This window comes from Nocardia sp. NPDC127579, assembly GCF_042672005.1.
Taxonomy (GTDB): Bacteria; Actinomycetota; Actinomycetes; order Mycobacteriales; family Mycobacteriaceae; genus Nocardia.
In genome coordinates, this window is sequence record NZ_JBHXVZ010000007.1 from 54,118 (window position 1) to 72,924 (window position 18,807).

2 protein-coding genes (both cut by a window edge) are annotated in these 18,807 nt (G+C 69.5%); both read right to left on the minus strand.

Annotated features, from left to right (window positions below; translation table 11 throughout):
• A protein-coding gene (locus ACFVMC_RS23050; RefSeq protein WP_379213356.1) for a non-ribosomal peptide synthase/polyketide synthase crosses the window boundary here: on the minus strand, positions 1–10,951 show its 5' portion. The gene continues 14,630 nt to the left of window position 1, outside the view; 10,951 of the gene's 25,581 nt are visible here — the first part of the coding sequence; the start codon lies at positions 10,949–10,951; its stop codon lies beyond the left edge, outside the window.
• On the minus strand, positions 10,951–18,807 hold the 3' end of the coding sequence (locus ACFVMC_RS23055; protein ID WP_379214059.1) for a non-ribosomal peptide synthase/polyketide synthase. 10,557 nt of this gene lie beyond the right edge of the window; 7,857 of the gene's 18,414 nt are visible here — the last part of the coding sequence; its start codon lies beyond the right edge, outside the window; the stop codon is at positions 10,951–10,953. Before ACFVMC_RS23055 ends, ACFVMC_RS23050 begins: the two co-directional genes overlap by 1 nt.

Genomic DNA, 18,807 nt, shown 5'->3' on the forward strand with positions numbered 1-18,807 from the left:
CGTCGCCGAACTCGTGATAGATCGCCGAGATGGCGGCTTCGGTGGGGCCGTACGCGTTGTGGACCGCACCGTCGAATTCCGCCCGGAGCCCGGCGAGCAGGTCCGGGGTCAGCGCTTCACCGCCGCAATGCAGGTGCCGGAAGGATCGCAGCGCGTCACCCATGCCCTCGCCGAGCAGCGCGGCCAGCACCGACGGTACGTATTCGGCGATGGTGATGCCGTGCGTGCGCAGCAGGCCCGCGAAGTACTCGAGATCCAGATGTCCGCCGGGCCGGGCGATCACCAGGGGCGCGCCGACCGCGATCGGCAGGAAGCACTCCCACACCGAGACATCGAAGGTCAGTGGTGCGCGCTGGAGGATGCGGTCGGCGGCGGTCACCTGATAGCGGTGTTCCAGCCAGCGCAGCTGGTTCATGATGGCGCGGTGGGTGACCGCCACGCCCTTGGGCCGGCCGGTCGACCCGGAGGTGAACAGCACGTAGGCCGTATTGGTCTGGCGCAGCACGCCGCGACGTTCGCCGTCGGTGACGGTGGCCCCGGAGAATTCCGCCAGCTCGAGGGCCGATAGCTCGACCACGCGACTATCGGGCAGCTCGGGCAGTTCCGCGCCACCGACGGCGAGAATCATGGTGGGAGCCGCACTGTCGACGAGCTGCGCGATGCGGTCCGGCGGATAGGCCGGATCGATCGGCAGGTACGCGCCGCCTGCCCGCACGATCGCGTACATGGCGACGAGCATGTCCAGTGATCGCAGCGCCGCCAGCCCGACGATCGACTCCGGGCCGACGCCCGCGGCGATCAACCAGCGGGCCAGCCGATTCACTCGAATCGCGAACGCGCCGTAGGTGATCTCCTCGCCTTCGAAGCGGGCCGCGATACCCTCCGGCTGCGCGCCCGCGCGCGCGGTGAGCAGATCGTCGAGCGTTTCGCGCAGCAGCGGCCACGCCGTGGCGTTGCGGTCCGAGAGCAGCAGTCCGCGCTCGGCCACCGACATGAGCTCGACATTCCCGGCCACGGTGCGGGTGTCGCGCACCATGGCGCGTAGTACCCGTTCGAAGGCGGCCACGAACCCGCTCGCGGAGCGCTCGTCGAACAGGTCAAGCGCGTAGTGCAGGTGGATGTCGATACCGCGGGGATTCCCCTCGGGGTCGTAGCGGTCGGTGAGTGTCCAATCCAGGTCGACCTGGATCGGAGCCGGACCCACCTCGAGCGCCGCGATTTCCAGCCGCTGCAACCGGAAGTCCGGCTTGGCGTGGTTCTGGAGCGTCATCGCCACCTGGTAGAGCGGCGAATGCGCCTGGGAGCGTGTGGGATTCAGGGCGTCGACAAGCTGCTCGAACGGTACCGCCGCATGCTCGAACGCGGCCAGGTCGCTCGCGCGCACGGCGGCGAGCAGATCGGCCAGGGTGGCCTCCGGCCGAATCTCCGTGCGCAGCACCAGGGTATTGACGAACATGCCGACCAGGTGGTCCAGCGCCGGGTCGCCGCGTCCCGCCACCGGTGCGCCGATGACGATGTCGCCGGTGCCGCTCAACCGGCTGAGCAGCACCGCCAGCGCCGTGTGCAGCACCATGAACGGCGTGAGGTGATGCGCGGCCGCCAGGTCCTGAATCCCCTGGTGCAGCGCCTGATCCAGAGTCGCGACATAGGCGCCGCCGCGATTGCTCGCCACGGCCGGTCGCGGGTGGTCGGCGGGCAGGGACAGTACCTCGGGCAGTCCGGCCAGGCGATCGGTCCAGTAGCTCAGCTGCCGGGCCAGCACCGACTTGTCGTCCGCGACCGAGCCGAGGGCACGCTGTTGCCAGATCGCGTAATCCGCGTACTGGACCGCAAGCGGCGCCCAGTTGGGCGCGCTACCGGCCCGGCGCGCCACATAGGCGGTGGCCAGATCACGGGTCAACGGGCCGAAGGACCATCCGTCGGCGGCGATGTGATGCACCACGAACAGCAGCACGTACTCCGGCTGCGCACCGGGTACCTGGAGCAGCCGGACTCGCAGCGGCACCTCGGTGGTGACGTCGAATCCCGTTCGGGTGACCGTCTCGATGACGTGCGGCAGTTCCGCGGCGGCCACGGTCCGCACCATCAGGTCGACCAGGCGCGTGCCCGCCGGCAGCACCAGCTGGGTGGCGACGCCGTCGTGCTCGGGGTAGATGGTGCGCAGTGTCTCGTGCCGCGCGATGACGTCGCCGATCGCCGATTCCAGCGCGTTCACCTCGAGCGCGCCGGTCAGCCGCAGCGCGAACGGGATGTTGTATCCCGCACTGCCACTGTCGAATCGGTTGAGGAACCACATTCGCTGCTGGGCGATCGACAGCGGGATGGCGTCGTCGCGGTACTGCGGGTCGAGCGGCGGCAACATCACCGGTACGGTATCCGCGTTCGCGACGGTCCGCAGCGCGAGCCGATTCGCCAGTGCCGCAACCGTTGCGGCGTCGAACACCGCACGCACGGGCACCTGGGTCCCGGTGGCCTTGGTCAGTCGCGCGGCGAGCTGGGTGGCGATGAGCGAATTGCCGCCCAGGGCGAAGAAGTCGTCGTCCGCGCCGACCCGCTCTACGCCGAGCAGATCCTGAAATATCTCGGCGACAAGGTATTCCGCCTCCGATGTCGGCGCACGGAACTCGGTGGGCGCTGCCTCGGGTGCGGGCAGCGCGGACCGATCCAGCTTGCCGGAGGCGGTCACCGGCAGCGCGTCCAGTGTCACGAAGGCCGACGGCACCATGTATCCGGGCAGCCGTTCGGCCAGTGCGGCACGCACGGTGTCGAGTTCGACCGCTCCGACGGGAACCAGATATCCGACGAGCTGATCGCCGGTGCCGTGATCGTCGCGCACGATCACCGCGGCCTGCGCCACCGACGCCAGCCCGCGCAGCACGGCCTCGATCTCACCGAGCTCGATCCGCAGTCCACGCAGTTTCACCTGAAAATCGGTGCGGCCCAGGTACTCCAATTCCACACCCGGCACCCACCGCACCAGATCACCGGTGCGGTACATGCGCGCACCCGCGTCACCGAACGGATTCGCCACGAATCGATCGGCGGTCAGATCGGTGCGCCCGACATACCCGCGCGCCAATTGCGCACCGGCCAGGTACAACTCGCCCGGCACACCGGCGGGCACCGGACCCAACCTGGCATCGAGCACATAGGCCCGGGTGTTCCAGGCCGGCGAGCCGATCGGAATCCCGGTGCGGTCGGCGTCGGTGACCTCGTGCGCTGTCACTTCGACGGCGGTCTCGGTCGGACCGTACATATTGTGGACTCGGGCCCCGGTCCGGGCGCGCATCCGCTGTGCGACGGCCACGGGCAGCGCCTCACCGGAACAGAACACGTGCCGCAGCGTGGGCAGCTCACCGAATGGTTCGGCGAGAAACGCCGCGAGCATCGACGGCACGAAGTGGACAGCCGTAATTCCCTCGCGGCGAATGGTTTCCGCGAGATGGTCGGTGTCGTGGTGTCCATCGGGCCGGGCCAGTACCAGCCGGGCGCCGGTTTGCAGCGGCCAGAAGAACTCGGGGACCGACACATCGAAGGTGGCGGGGGTCTTCTGGAGCAGCACATCGTCGGGACCGAGTCGCACCTGCGCGGATTGCAGCCACAGCAGCCGGTTGACGATGGCGCCGTGGGTGACGGCGACGCCCTTGGGGCGGCCGGTGGAACCGGAGGTGAACAGCACGTAGGCGGTGTTCGAGGGGCGCAGCGCGGTGCGGCGGTCCGCATCGGTGACCGGGGCGGTCGAGTATTGCGACAGCGCCCGCTCGGAATCCGCGCGCTCGGCACACGGAATGCCCGGCAGTACGGCGGCGTCGATCTGCACGACGGGGACCGATCCCCCGTCGAAACCGTCACGGCCGGTGCTGAGCACGCAGACCGGCGTGGCGGTCTCCAGCACGTAGCGGATGCGATCGGCCGGGTGGTCGGGGTCCAGCGGGATGTACGCGCCGCCGGCAATGGTGACGGCGTACATGCCGACGACCAGATCGATCGAACGTCGCATGCCCAGTGCCACCGGGGTTTCCGGCCCGACACCCTGGTCGATCAGCCAGTGCGCCAGCTGGTTCGCCCGCGCCGAGAATTCCGCGTAGGTCAGTGTGCGGTGACCACTCGACGCCGGGGCCGGTGCCTCGAATGTCAGTGCGGGCGCGTCCGGCGTGCGAGCGACCTGGGCGGCGAAAAGAGCGGGCAGCGTGGCCTGCTCGTCGATATCGTGCGCGGTGTCGTTCCATCGTTCGACCACCTCGGCGCGTTCGACGGCACCGAGCAGATCGATGTCGCCGATCAGGGTCTGCGGCGTCACGGCCACCGTCACGAGCAAGCGGGAGAACCGCCGCTCGAGGGCAGCGATGGTCGTGGCGTCGAAGAGGTCCGTGGCGTAACGCAGGCTGCCGGTCAGCGTTCCGTCCGCCTGCTCGTTCAGCACCAGATGCAGATCGAATTTTACGGTGGGGTCGTCGAGCTCGAGTGCTTCGATCGTCAGCCACGGCACTTTGAACGCGGCGCGCGGATCCGCGCCGCCGTAGCTGAACATGATCTGGAACAGCGGATGCGCACCGGAATCGCGCGCCACCGCCATGGCATCGACCAACCGCTCGAACGGCAACTCGGCGTTGCCGAACGCCGCGAGATCCGAATCACGCACAGCGGCTACGAGATCTGCGAACGAGCTGTCGAGCGCGACCGGCGTGCGCAGCACAAGCGTGTTGACGAACATGCCGACCAGCGCGTCCAATTCGCGTTCTCCGCGGCCACCGACCGGCGCACCCAGCACGATCTCGGCGGTGCCGCCGAGCCGAGCCAGCGTCGCCGCGAACGCCGCATGCAGGACCATGAAGAGGGTCGCGCCCTGCCGCTCCCCCAGCAGCCGCAACCCGCCGAGCACCTCGGCGGCGATGGTGAAGTCCACGGCCGCACCACGATTGCCCGGCTGGGCGGGACGGGGCCGATCGGCCGGTATCGGCAGGTCGGCGGGCGCGCCGGCGAGCACGTCACGCCAGAACCGCAGCTGCTGATGCGCGAGGTCACCGGGACGGTCCTCGGCCCCGAGCAGATCACGCTGCCACAGGCTGTAATCGGCGTACTGAACCGGCAATTCGTCCCATGCGGGCTGCTGATCGAGCAGCCGCGCCTCGTAGGCGCGCACCAGGTCCGTGATCAGTGGCGGCATCGACAGCGCGTCGGCGGCGATATGGTGCGCCACGAATACCAGCACGTACTCGTCGTCGGGCACACCACGGGCATCATCGGTCTGATCGACCAGGAAAAGCGCTATCCGCCACGGCATTTCGGCAGTGACGTCGAACCCGGTGCGGGTGATGACGGTAATCGCCGCGGTCAGTTCGGCGGGCGCGACCCGTACCGGATGCAGTCCGAGCCGGCCGACCTCGAGAACGTGCTGGTACGGACCGTCCTCGTGCTCGGGATAGCAGGTACGCAGCGACTCGTGCCGGCCCAGCACATCCAGCACCGCCTGCTCGAGCGCACCCAGATCGAGCCGGCCGCGCAGCCGCAGCACTACGGGCAGGTTGTAGACGCTATCCGCCCCGTCCTGGCTCTCCAGCCGATTGAGAAACCACAGCCGGCGCTGTGCGGGCGAGAGCGGCACCCGGTCCGGACGATCCCGCCGGACGAGCGGCAGCCGCGCCGCCGCACCGGATCGGCTCAGCTCGCCCACCGCGGCCGCGAAGGCGTCCACCGTCGCGGCCTCGAACAGCGTCCGCACCGGAATCCGGACGCCGATCGCCTCGCCGACCCGCGCGGTGACCTGGGTCGCGTCCAGCGAACTGCCGCCGAGTGCGAAGAAGTTGTCGTCGAGCCCGACCCGCGGCACCCGCAGCACCTCACCGAACACCGCGGCGACCAGCCGCTGCGCCGCGTCGACGGGCGGCCGGAAGACGGTGGTCCGCAGCACCGGCAGCGGCAGCGCCTTGCGATCGAGCTTTCCGCTGGTATTGAGCGGGAACTCGGCGAGTTCGACCAGCGCGGTCGGCACCATGTAGCTCGGCAGCCGCTGTGCCAGACCGGCTTTCAGGAGCTCGAGGTCCAGTTCCGCACCGGGCCTGCCGATCACGTATCCCGCCAGGAAATCGCCGGTGTCCGCGGTGATCAGCCGCACCGCCGCCTGCGCGACGTCGGGCGCGGCCACCAGCGCGGTCTCGATCTCGGCGAGTTCGACCCGCTGCCCGCGGAATTTGACCTGGAAGTCGGCGCGGCCGAGGTAGACGAGCTCACCGTCGGAACTCCAGCGCACGAGATCGCCGGTGCGGTACATGCGTTCGCCGTCGAACCCGAACGGGTTCGCGACGAACCGATCGGCTGTGAGATCGACGCGGCCGTAGTAGCCGCGCGCCAGCTGGACTCCGGCGAGGTACAGCTCGCCGGGAACCCCGATGGGCGCCGGTCGCAGCCGCGAATCCAGCACGTACACCTGCGAATTCCATTCCGGCTCGCCGATCGGTATTACCCCGGCGGTCGCGCCGGTCACCTCGCGGTAGGTGATCGACACCGCCGCCTCGGTCGGCCCGTACAGGTTGTGCAGCCCCGCCGCGCAGACGGTGCCGAACGCGGCGACCACTTCCGGCGGCAACGCCTCGCCGATCACGAATACCTCGCGCAGCGAGGAGAGTTCACCGGGTTCGGCGTGGGTCGCGAAGACCGACAGCATGGACGGCACGAAGTCGGTGAGCGTGACCGCGTGGCGCGCGACGGCTTCGGCCAGGTAGCGCGGATCGCGGTGCCCGTCCGGGGTCGCCAGCACCATGGTCGCGCCGGCGCGCAGCGGCAGGAAGTAGCCCCACAGCGAGACATCGAAGGTGGTCGCGGTCTTCTGGAGATAGACATCGCCGGTATGCGGCCGGTACTCGTCGTGCATCCAGGCCAGCTGATTGGCGATGGCCCGGTGGCTGACCGCGACCCCCTTCGGCTTGCCCGTCGAGCCCGAGGTGAACAGGACGTAGGCGGGATGCTCGGGGTGCAGGGCAGCCCGCCGCTCACGGTCGGCGATCGGTCCCGTCGGGTAACCCGCCAGGTCCAGATCCTCGATGTGGTGGACCGGCACACCGGCCCCCGTGCCGAATCCGCCTGCGCGCGTGGTCACTATCGAATGCGGGCGCGCGGTATCGAGAATGTGCCCGACGCGTTCGGCCGGGTGCGCCGGATCGATCGGCACGTACGCCCCTCCGGCACGCGACACCGCGTACATGGCCACCACCAGATCGACCGAGCGCGGCAGGGCCAGGACGACCAGGGATTCCGGCCCCACGCCGTCCGCGATCAGCCAGCGCGCCAGCTGGTTCGCGCGCTCGGACAGTGCGCTGTAGGTGAGCGACTGATCCGGCCGGCCGTCGGCCACCACGGCCGGCGCCGCGGGGGTGCGCCGCACCTGGGCGTCGAAGCCCTCGTGCAGGAACCGGTCGGGCACCTTCTGCCCGCTGGCATTCCAGCTGGCGGTGACGTAGTCCAATTCACCAGCGTCCAGCAGGTCGATATCGCCGACCACCGTGGTCGGATCGGCCACCATCGCGCTCAGCAGGCGGACGAACTTCGCACCGAACTCGACGATTGTCGCCGCGTCGAAGAGGTCCGTGGCGTAGGTGAATTCGGCCAGGTAGCCGGATCCGCTGTCACTGATCGTCAACTGGAGGTCGAATTTCGAGAAACCGGAGTCGAATTCGACCGTCCGGGCGGTCACGCCGGGCAGGGTCAGCTCGACCGGCGCCATGTTCTGCATGAACAGCGCCACCTGGAACAGCGGGTGCCGGGCCTGGGACCGCGCCGGATCGAGCGCCTCGACCAGTTGCTCGAACGGAATGTCGGCGTGGGCGAACGCGCGCAGGTCCCGATCACGAACGTGCGCGACCAGGTCGGCGCACGTCTCGCCGCCGGTGATCCGCGTGCGCAGTACCAGCGTGTTGACGAACATGCCGATCAGATCGTCGAGGGCGGCCTCGCCACGCCCCGCGACCGGCGTGCCGATCGCTATATCGGCGGTGCCGGACAGCCGGGCCAGCAGTGCGGCGAGCGCCGCGTGCACCACCATGAAGGGGGTCGCGCCGCAGCGCCGCGCGGCCGCGTCCACAGCCGTACGCAGGGTGTCCTCCAGCGCGAACGCATGGGTGGCGCCACGGTAGGAGACGGCCGCGGGCCGCGGCCGATCGAACGGCAGGACGAGTTCGCCGGGCAACTCGGCCAGCTCGGCGCGCCAGAACTCCAGCTGACGGGCGGTCGCGGAGCCGGGATCGGCGGCCACGCCCAGTACCTGCTGCTGCCACAGCGCGTAGTCGGCGTACTGCACGCTCAGGGGCTCCCACTCCGGCGAGCGGCCACCGTGGCGCGCCGAGTAGGCCGTGACGAGATCACGCACCAGCGGGCCCAGCGAGACACCGTCGGCCGCGATGTGGTGCACGACGAACACCAGCGTGTGATCGTCGGTTCCACTGCGCAGCAACCGAACTCGGAGCGGGATCTCCTCCGCCACATCGAAGCCCCGGCCCGCCGATTCCAGGACCGCCGCGGACAGCGCGGCTTCGGGCACCTCGCACGGCGTCAGATCGAAGGCCGGGTGCACCGGCCGAACCACCTGCACCGGCCCCGCCTCGGACTGCGGATACACCGTCCGCAGGATCTCGTGGCGAGCGACCAGGTCGGTGACAGCGGCCGACAGGGCCGCCACCTCCAGCGGGCCGCGCAGGCGCAGCGCGAGCGGGATATTGTCCACGGCGGCGGTCTGCTCGCCGACCCCGTAGCGGTTCAGGAACCACATGCGCCGCTGCGCCGGCGAGAGCGGCACCCGGTCCGGTCGCGGGCCCGCGACCAGCGGTGGGCGCGCCACCGCGGCACCGGCGAGCGCGGCCAGCGCGCCCACGGTCGGCGCGTCGAAGAAGTCCCGGACATCCACGGTCCTCCCCAGGGCCGCCGACACCCTGGCGATGGCCCGGGCCGCGAGCAGCGAATTGCCGCCGAGTTCGAAGAAGCTGTCGTCCGCGCCGATCCGCTCGGCGTCGAGCAGATTCGCGAAGATCTCCGCGACCGCTCGTTCCGCCTCGGTCGCGGGTTCCCGGTATTCCTTGGCAGTGCCGCCGAATTCGGGTTCCGGCAACGCGCGCCGATCCAGTTTGCCGTTCGCGTTCATCGGCATGGCGTCCAGCCGCACCAGCAGGGACGGGACCATGTACTCCGGCAGCCGGGCCCGCGCGTCGGCGAGTACGGACGCGGTGTCCAGGCTGATACCCGGCGCGGCCACCACGTAGCCCACGAGATGGTCGCCGCTCGCGTGACGATGCAGCACCACCGCGGCCTTGGCGACCTGCCGGCCCGCCGCCAGCGCGGCTTCCACCTCGCCCAGCTCGATTCGCAGGCCGCGCAGCTTCACCTGGAAGTCGGTGCGGCCCAGGTATTCCAGTTCCGCGGGGCCGCCATCGGGATCGCGCACCCAGCGGGCCAGGTCACCGGTGCGGTACATACGGTCGCCGGGACCGCCCTCCGGATTGGCCACGAAACGCTCGGCGGTCAGCCCGGAGCGGCACACATAGCCGCGCGCCAATTGGACACCGGCCAGATACAGCTCGCCGACCACCCCACCGGGTACCGGGCGCAGGTTGTCGTCCAGGACCAGCAATTCGGTGTCGTCGGCGGCGGACCCGATCGGCACCGTGCCGATATCGGCGGCGGTCACCTCGTGCGCGGTGACGTCGACCGCGGCTTCGGTGGGTCCGTACAGGTTGTGCAGGGTCGCGCCGCAGATCTCGCGGAACCCGGCGGCGGTCGCGGGCGGCAGGGCCTCGCCCGAGGCGAACACCAGGCGCAGCGAATCCACCGCCGGGGCCTCGGCTACGAACACCGCGAGCATCGAGGGCACGAAATGCGCGACGGTGACGCCGGTTTCGTCGATGACCCGGCTCAGGTAACCGGGGTCACGGTGCCCGTCGGGCTCGGCGAGCACCAGCCGCGCGCCGATCTGCAACGGCCAGAAGAACTCCCACACAGACACGTCGAAGGTGAACGGGGTCTTCTGCAGTACCACGTCGGTCTCGAGCAACCGGTACAGCCGCTGCCGCCACCGCAGGTTCGCCACGATCGAGCGATGCGAGACGGCAACGCCTTTCGGCCTGCCCGTGGACCCGGACGTGAAGATCACGTAGGCGATATTGTCGGCGTCGAGCGCGGGCAGCGGCACCGAGTCCGGTTCGGCTCCGTCGAATTCGCCGACCCGCAGGGTCGCCGTATGCGCGGGCAACGCCGGTTCGTCTGCCGCGGTGGTGAGCACGAGCACCGGCTCGGCTACCTCGAGCACGTAGGCGATGCGTTCCGCCGGGTGCTCCGGATCGATCGGCACATACGCGCCACCGGCTTTCACGATGGCGTACATGCCGATCAGCAGCTCGAAGGACCGGCGCATCGCCAGGCCCACCAGGGCGTCCGGACCGACACCCAGCCGCACCAGCCGCCGGGCCAGCACGTCGGAGCGCGCGTCCAGTTCGGCGTAGGTCATGGTGTCGCCGCGGAATTCGAGCGCGACGGCGTCCGGTGTGCGGCGCACCTGCGCTTCGAACTCGCTGGCCAGCGTTTCCACCGGCGCGAACGTGATCGGCAGCACCGGGCCCGCCGCCACGAGAGCGTCGTCGACCAGTTCGGTGAGTACCGCCCCGAGCGCGCCCTCGGCCGCGTCCAGCAGCTCCGGCAGCCGACCCGACACCACCACGGACACCAGCACATCCGCGCCGACGCCGCCGCCCATGGCCCCCGCCAGCAGCTCGAGTTCGGCATGCAGGGCCGCGTAGGTGAGGGCCGTATCGCCCTGGCGCAGGGCGACCCGTTCCGGTGCCAGTTCGGCGACCGTCGCGATCAGCCCGGGCAGGTCCTCGATCCCGTATGCCCGCTGCAACGCCGGATGTGGGCGTTGCTCGATTCGGGCGCCCCGTAGGCTGGATGTGGCCGAATCCATCTGCGACATCAGCTGTTTCCTTCCGAATCGACGATCACGGCGTGCGCCGCGGCGAGCAGGTCGCGTATGGCCCGCGCGAGGCCATCGCCACCGAGTGCGGCGAGAACGCCGGGCACCAGCCCGGCGAGCGAGACATTGACGAGGGCTTCCGGCGTGGCCGCCGCACCCATCGCCTTGGCGACGACGCCGAGTTTCGCGTCCAGGGCGCGGTAGGACACGGAGTGCTCGCCATGGCTGAATGCGATCGTGTCCGGGGCCAGACGCGCCGCGGCGGCGATCACACCGGGCAACTCGGCAAGCGTGGTCTGCGTGGTCTGCGTGGTCTGCGACGGTGCGGCACGCTCGGCGTCGGTGCGAATATCGACGGCGCGCAGCGCGATCGCGGGATCATCGGCGATCGTGGCGCACACCCGACGCAGGCGCTCGGCGTAGCCGCGTACGGTATCCGCGTCGAAAATATCGGTCGCGTAACCGAATCGGAGCGCGAGTCCGCCACGCTGCCCGTCCGCCGTGAACCGTTCCATGCCGGTCAGATGCAGATCGAACTTCGCCTCGGCCAGATCCAGATCCAGCACCTCCACCTCCAGGCCGGGCAGCGTGATCGGCCCGGATGCCAGGTTCTGGAAGGTGAACATCACCTGGAACAGCGGGGTGTGAGCGCTCGAGCGCGCACCGCCCACGGCGTCGACCACCTGCTCGAACGGCACGTCCGCGTGCGAGAATGCCGCCAGGTCCCGATCCCGGGCCTGCCGGAGCAGATCGGCGAAGGTACCGCGCGGATCGATCTCGGTGCGCAGCACGACCGTATTGACGAACATGCCGATCAGGTCGTCCAGTTCGAGCGCGCCCCGGCCCGCGACCGGCGCGCCGATCGCGATATCGGTGCTGCCGGACAAGCGGGAGAGCAGGAGCGCGAAAGCCGCGTGCAACACGGTGAAAAGGGTGGTGCCGTGACGCCGGGCGATATCGTCCAGGCGGCCGGTGAGCTCGGCGTCGAGATCGAGATCGATTGCCGCGCCATGGGTTTCCCGACCCGGCGGACGCGGGCGATCGGTGGGCACCGAGAGGACCTCCGGGAGCCCCGCCAACTCCGAGGTCCAGTAGTCGATCTGGCGCGCGCCCTGACCCTCGAGCAGTGTGCGCTGCCAATCGCTGTAATCGGCGTACTGGATGGCCAGTGGTGACCACTCGGTGCTGCGCCCGGCTACCCGGTCGGTGTAGGCGCGCAGGAGATCCCGGGTCATCGGGGCGATCGAATAGCCGTCGGCCGCGATGTGGTGCAGGACTACCGCGAGAATCCACTCCTGCGGTGCGAGCTGGAACAGCGCGGCCCGCACCGGTGGCGCGGTCACCACATCGAAGCCGATGTCGACGAACTCGCGCAGTCGACTCTGGATCTCACTGTGCCGCACGGCTATCGGAGCCAGATCCACCGGCGTCGACTCCGGCGGCAGGACCTCCTGGATCGGGCCGTGTTCGGAATCCGGGTACCGGGTGCGCAGAATGTCGTGCCGCCGCACCACGTCGGTGACGGCGGCACGCAACGCCGCCGGATCCACCGCACCGGTCAGCCGGAGCGCGACCGGGATGTTGTACGCCGACGAGTCCGGAGCCAGCCGGTTCACCACCCACATGCGCTGCTGCGCGGGCGCGAGCCGGGCCGGGACCGTCTCGGTTCGGCGCACCAGCGGCGGTCGGACCTCAGCGTCGTCGCGCCGCGCGAGCCACGCCGCCAGCGCGACTACGGTGGGCGCGTCGAACACCGCCGCTACCGGGACCTGCGCGCCGAGCGCGGCGCCCAGGCGAGCGCTGAGTTTGGTCGCCAGCAGCGAATTGCCGCCCAGGGCGAAGAAGTCGTCGTCCAGACCTACCCGCTCGCGACCGGTCACCTCGGCGAAGATGGCCGCGACCAGCTCCTCCACTTCGTTGCCGGGGGCGCGGAATTCGGCGTCGGCGAATACCGGTTTCGGCAGCCGCGCCCGATCGACCTTGCCATTGGCATTGAGCGGCAGCGCGTCCATTTCCATCACGACGGCGGGCAGCATGTATCCGGGCAGCTCCGCGGCCAGGGCGGAGCGCAGATCCGAATCACGCTGGTCCACCTCGGCATACGCGACCAGCCGCGCACCGTCGTGCGCCACCGCCACGGCGGCCCGCACGCCGGGCAGCCGGCGCAGCGCGGCCTCCACCTCGCCGAGTTCGATTCGGAAGCCACCGATCTTGACCTGGAAGTCGGCCCGCTCCAGATACTCCAGCGCGCCGTCGGCCCGCCAGCGGACGATGTCACCGGTGCGATACATCCGGCCGGCACCCGAGAACGGGTCCGCGACGAATCGGTCCGCCGTCAGCGCGGGCCGCCCGTGATACCCCCGCGCCAGTTGCGCACCGGCCAGATACAGCTCCCCCGCGACACCCACCGGGACCGGACGCAATCGCCCATCCAGCACATACACTCGGCTGTTCCACGCCGGTCCACCGATCGGCACTCCCTGTACAGGCTGTTCCACCACGGCGAACGCGGTGATCGACACCGCCGCTTCGGTCGGTCCGTACAGGTTGAAAAGTCGGGTACCGCGGATTTCTCCACAGTTGTCCACAGGGCGGCGGGCGGGCAGCCGGGCCGGGGCGTTCGACCGATCGCCGGACCGATCAGGTCGGCCGCCGATGCTGTCAGCGGTGATTTCGGTCGGCGCGGTCGTGGGGCGCGCCGACCGGGATGCCGTTTCCCCGCAGTCCGTGCACGTCGCCCGCCCCGGATCAGGCCGCGACGGTAGCGCGGCGCGCTGGAGGAAATCGGTGGCGGTGGCGGGCGGAAGCGCCTCGCCGATCGCCAGCACATGGCGGAGCGCGGCGGGCAGCGGATCCGGGCTGGACGCCAGCAGCATTCCGATCAGAGACGGGACCGCGTGCAGCACGGTGACGCCGTGCCGGGCGATCAACTCGCGCAGGCGCTCGGGTTCGCGTTCGGTGCCCGGCGCGGTCACCACCAGGCGGCCGCCGGTCAGCAGAGGCGACCAGAACTCCCAGACCGAGAGGTCGAAGGTGGCCGGAGTCTTCAACAGGACGCAGTCATTGCCGTCGAGCGCGAAATGGGCTCCTAGCCAAGTCAATTGGTTGACAATCGCCGCATGCGGGACGGATACGCCCTTCGGCAGGCCCGTCGAACCGGACGTGAAGATCACATAGGCGGGATGCTCGGACCGCAGGGGGCGGACACGTTCACTGTCGCGGATCGGATCGGCGGCCTGTTCGGTCAGCACCAGCCGATCGATTTCCCAAGTGGGAATGTCGGTTTCGAGCGACAGACCGTCACGCGCGACGCTCAGCACGCACACCGGGGCCGCCGTGCGCAGAATGTGGGCGATCCGCTCGGCCGGATGATCGGGATCGATCGGAACATACGCGCCGCCCGCGCGCACCACCGCGTACATGGCGACCACCAGTTCCACCGAACGGCGCATAGCGAGCGCGACCGTGTTCTCCGGGCCGACGCCCGCGGCGATCAACCGCCGGGCCAGCCGGTTCACCGCGATGTCGAAATCCCGGTAGCTGAGCCAGTTCTCGGTGTCCGCGTCGATCAGGGCGACCGCGTGGGGCGAGCGAGCGACCTGGGCGTCGAAGAGGTCGGCGAGCGTGCCGGCAGGGACGGAGTGCGCGGTGCTGTTCCAGTCGACGAGCAGTCGGGCGTGGTCGGCACCGAGCAGATCGATCTCGCCGACGACCGTCTCCGAGTGCGCTGCGATGGTTTCCAACACTGCGAGGAGCTGATTCGCGATTCGCTCCGCCGTGCGGTGTTCGAACAGGTCGGTGGCATAGCCGAGTACCAGATCCATGCCCGCCGGTACTCCATCGGCCGCATACCGGTCAACGGCGAACAGGTGCAGATCGAATTGCGAGATACCGCTGTCGAATTCGAGCGCTTCGACGTCCAGACCGGGCAGACGCAGCTCACCGCGTTCGTGATTCTGGAACGAGTAGCCGACCTGGAACAGCGGATGCCGGGCCGTGGACCGCTCCGGATTCAACACCTCGACCAGACGCTCGAACGGAACATCCGAGTGCGCGAACGCCGCGATATCACCGGAACGGGTCCTGGCGAGCAGATCGGCGAAGGTCTCGCCGGCATCGACGCGAGTGCGCAGCACCAGGGTGTTGACGAACATGCCGATCACGTCGTCCAATTCGGCGGCGCCGCGTCCGGCGATCGGCGTGCCCACCGCGATGTCATCGGTCCCGGACAGCCGGGCCAGCAGGGCCGCGAAAGCGGCGTGCACCACCATGAACAGCGTCGCGCCGCAGCGCCGGCCGACACTCACGAGTGCGCGGTGCAGGTCCGCGCCGACCTCGAACCCGACTTTCCCGCCGCGCAGGGTCTGCCGGGCCGGACGCGGATGGTCTACGGGCAGCGCCAATTGATCAGGCAGACCGGCCAGCGCGTCGCCCCAATAGTGGATCTGCCGCGCCGCCAAGGAATCCGGCTCGTCCTCCGCCCCCAGCAGCGCACGCTGCCACAGCGCGTAATCGGCGTACTGCACCGCCAGCGGCGACCACGCCGGTACGCCACCCGCACGGCGCGCGGTGTAGGCGGCTATCAGATCCCGCACGAACGGAGCGATGGACGAGCCATCGGCCGCGATGTGATGCAGTACCGCGGCGAGCACATGGTCGTCCGGGCCGGTCCGAAACAGCCGCACCCGCACCGGAACTTCCGTCGTGACATCGAATGTCGTAGCGAGGAGCTCTCGGATCCGCTGCGGGAGTGCCTCTGACCCCACAATCGCCACCGGCTCGGCGTCCACCGCCGAACCTGACGCCACAATCGCCACCGACGTGGTATCCGCCACCCGACCATGGTCGGCATCCACCGATGGTTCCCGGTCGGCGACGGTGGCCGGGTCGAGCGCGACAATCGCTCCCGGCTCGATGACCGCTACCTGTTCCAGGGCCTGGATCACCGGGATGACCACCTGGGTCGCTACTCCGTCGACCTCCGGATAGCGGGTTCGCAGGGAGTCGTGACGGCCGAGCACATCCGCGAGGGCGGTCCAGAGTGCGGTGATGTCCAAGGTGCCGGACAAGCGCAGTGCGATCGGAATGTTGTAGGCGGTCGAACCACTGTCGAATCGGTTCAGGAACCACATTCGCTGCTGGGCGGGCGACAGCGGCAGCGGATCGGGGCGTACCGCGGCGACCAGGGCCGGGCGGGGCGCATCGGTACTCGCGGTGACCAGTTCGGCCAGGTCCGCGACCCGTGGAGCTTCGAACAGCGCGCGCACCGAAACCGCGCGGCCCAGTGCGGAGCCGATCCGAGCCACCGCTCTGGCCGCGAGTAACGAGCTGCCGCCCAAGGTGAAGAAGTCGTCCGCCGCGCCGACCGGAGCACCGCCGCCCAGCACCTCCGCGAAGATTCCGGCGACGATCTCCTCGGCGAGGGTGCTCGGGGGCCGGTAGGTCGCGCCCTCGAAGACCGGGGCGGGCAGTGCGGATCGATCCAGTTTCCCGTTGACCGTCAAGGGAATTCGATCCAGCGCCACGATCGCCGCGGGCACCATGTGCTCGGGCAGCACCCCGGCGAGCTCCTGACGCAACCGTGCGGTGTCGAGCTCACCCGCGACCACGTAGGCGACCAGCCGGTGCTCGTCGGCCTGATCCGAGCGCACCACGACCGCCGCTTCGCGCACCGTCGACGCGGTAGCGAGCAGGGCCGCCTCGATCTCGCCGAGTTCGATCCGGAACCCGCGCACGTTGACCTGCTGATCGGCCCGGCCCAGATACTCCAGCTCGCCGGTAGCGCTCCAGCGGGCCAGGTCACCCGAGCGGTAGGCCAGGGTTCCGGCCGGGCCGTATGGGTCGGCGACGAAGCGGGCCGCGGTGAGCGCGGGACGATTCAGGTAGCCGCGCGTCAATTGCCCGCCGGAGACGTAGATTTCGCCGGGCACGCCGACCGGAACGGGGCGCAACCGCGTATCGAGCACCCGGACGGCCAAACCCGGTATGGCGCTGCCGATCACGCTCGCCGAACCGGTACCGGGCAGGATCGGCCGATAGGACACATGCACGGTGGTCTCGGTGATGCCGTACATGTTCACCAGTCGCGGCAGTTGCGGATAGCGGTCGAACCACGGCGACAAACGCTGCGGCTCCAGTGCTTCACCACCGAAGATGATGGTGCGCAGCGCGTATTCGACCGGTTCCCGTGCGGTGTCGGCGGCGATCAGCTGGTAGAACGCGGACGGCGTCTGATTGAGCACCGTCACCCGCTGATCGACGAGCAGCTCCCGGAACTGCTCCGGGGACCGGGAAGTGTAGTAGTCGACCAACACCAGCCGCCCGCCGAACAGCAGCGCGCCCCACAGCTCCCACACCGAGAAGTCGAACGCGTACGAGTGGAACATGGTCCACACATCGGAGGGGCCGAATCCGAAGCGGCTGCGCGTATTGTCCAGCAGCCGAAGTACGTTTGCGTGCGGGACGACGACGCCCTTCGGCCGCCCCGTCGAACCGGAGGTGTAGATGACGTACGCGGTGTGCTCCGGATCCAGCGGCGCGCGCCGATCCGCGTCGGTCAGCGCCGTCGGCTCGAACGGTTCGAGATCGGTGACCTCCAAGTCGATCACCGGCCCGCCGAACCAATCCCGCGGCAGCACCGTCGCGGCGCTGCTGATCGCACAGACCGGCCGCGCGTCATCGAGCAGGTATTCGATCCGGTCCGTCGGATAGTTCGGATCGATCGGCAGATACCCGCCCCCTGCCTTGATCACCGCCAGCAACGCGACCACCAGTTCGGCCGTCCGCGGTAGCGCCACCGCCACCAGCGTTTCCGGCCCCACCCCTGCGGCCACCAGCTTGCGTGCCAGCCGGTTGGACCGCGCCTCGAGCTCGGCGTAGGTCAGCACCTGGTCCTCGGCCCGCACCGCGATCGCCGCCGGATCAATCATGGCGGCAACGGCGAACCGGTCCGCCAAGGTCTCCTCCACGGGCACACCGACCCGGCGACCGGTCCGCGTTTCCGCGCCGACACTCGACGCCGAACCCGGCACTGCCGCACCGGCGGTCGTCGGATCGAGTCGTTCGCCGCTGACTACGTCGAGCGTCAGCGGTTCCCGGGCATGTTCGGACGCGGCCGGTCGCGCTCCGGTCGGTGGGTCCGCCTTGCCGCGGGTTCCGGACGATTCCGAGCCATGAGCCGCGATGTCGATCGGGGTCGCCAGGTCGGCGGATCGGGACCACTCGTAGAGGGCGCGGTGTTGTTCCTCCGCGCTGAGCAGTTGGATATCGCCGACCACGACGGTGGCGTCGGCGGCGACAGCGGCCAGGACCTGGGTGAAGCGGCGGGCCAGGACCGCGATCGAAGCGGAGTCGAACAGGTCGGTGGCGTAGGTGATTTCGATGTCCATGCCGGCGGCGCGGCCGTCGGGGTCGGTGGATTCCAGGACGGTGAACTGGAGATCGAACTTCGCTGTGGCCGTGTCGATGTCGATCTGTTCGACGGTCAGGCCGGGGAGTTCGAGCCGGGGCAGGGTGAAATTCTGGAAGCTCAGCGCGACCTGGAAGAGCGGGTGACGGTTGCGGACACGGGACGGGGCGAGCACGTCCACCAGGCGTTCGAACGGAATGTCGCTGTGCGACAGGGCATCCAGGTCCATCGCGCGGACCGCGCCGAGCAAGGTCTCGAACCGCACACGCGGATCGATGACGGTGCGCAGCACGAGGGTGTTGACGAACATGCCGACGAGTTGGTCCAAGGCGGCCGCACCGCGGCCCGCGACCGGAGTGCCGATGGCGATATCGGCACTGCCGGACAAGCGGGCCAGCAGCACCGCCAAGCCCGCGTGCACGGTGGAGAACAGCGTCACTTCCCGTTT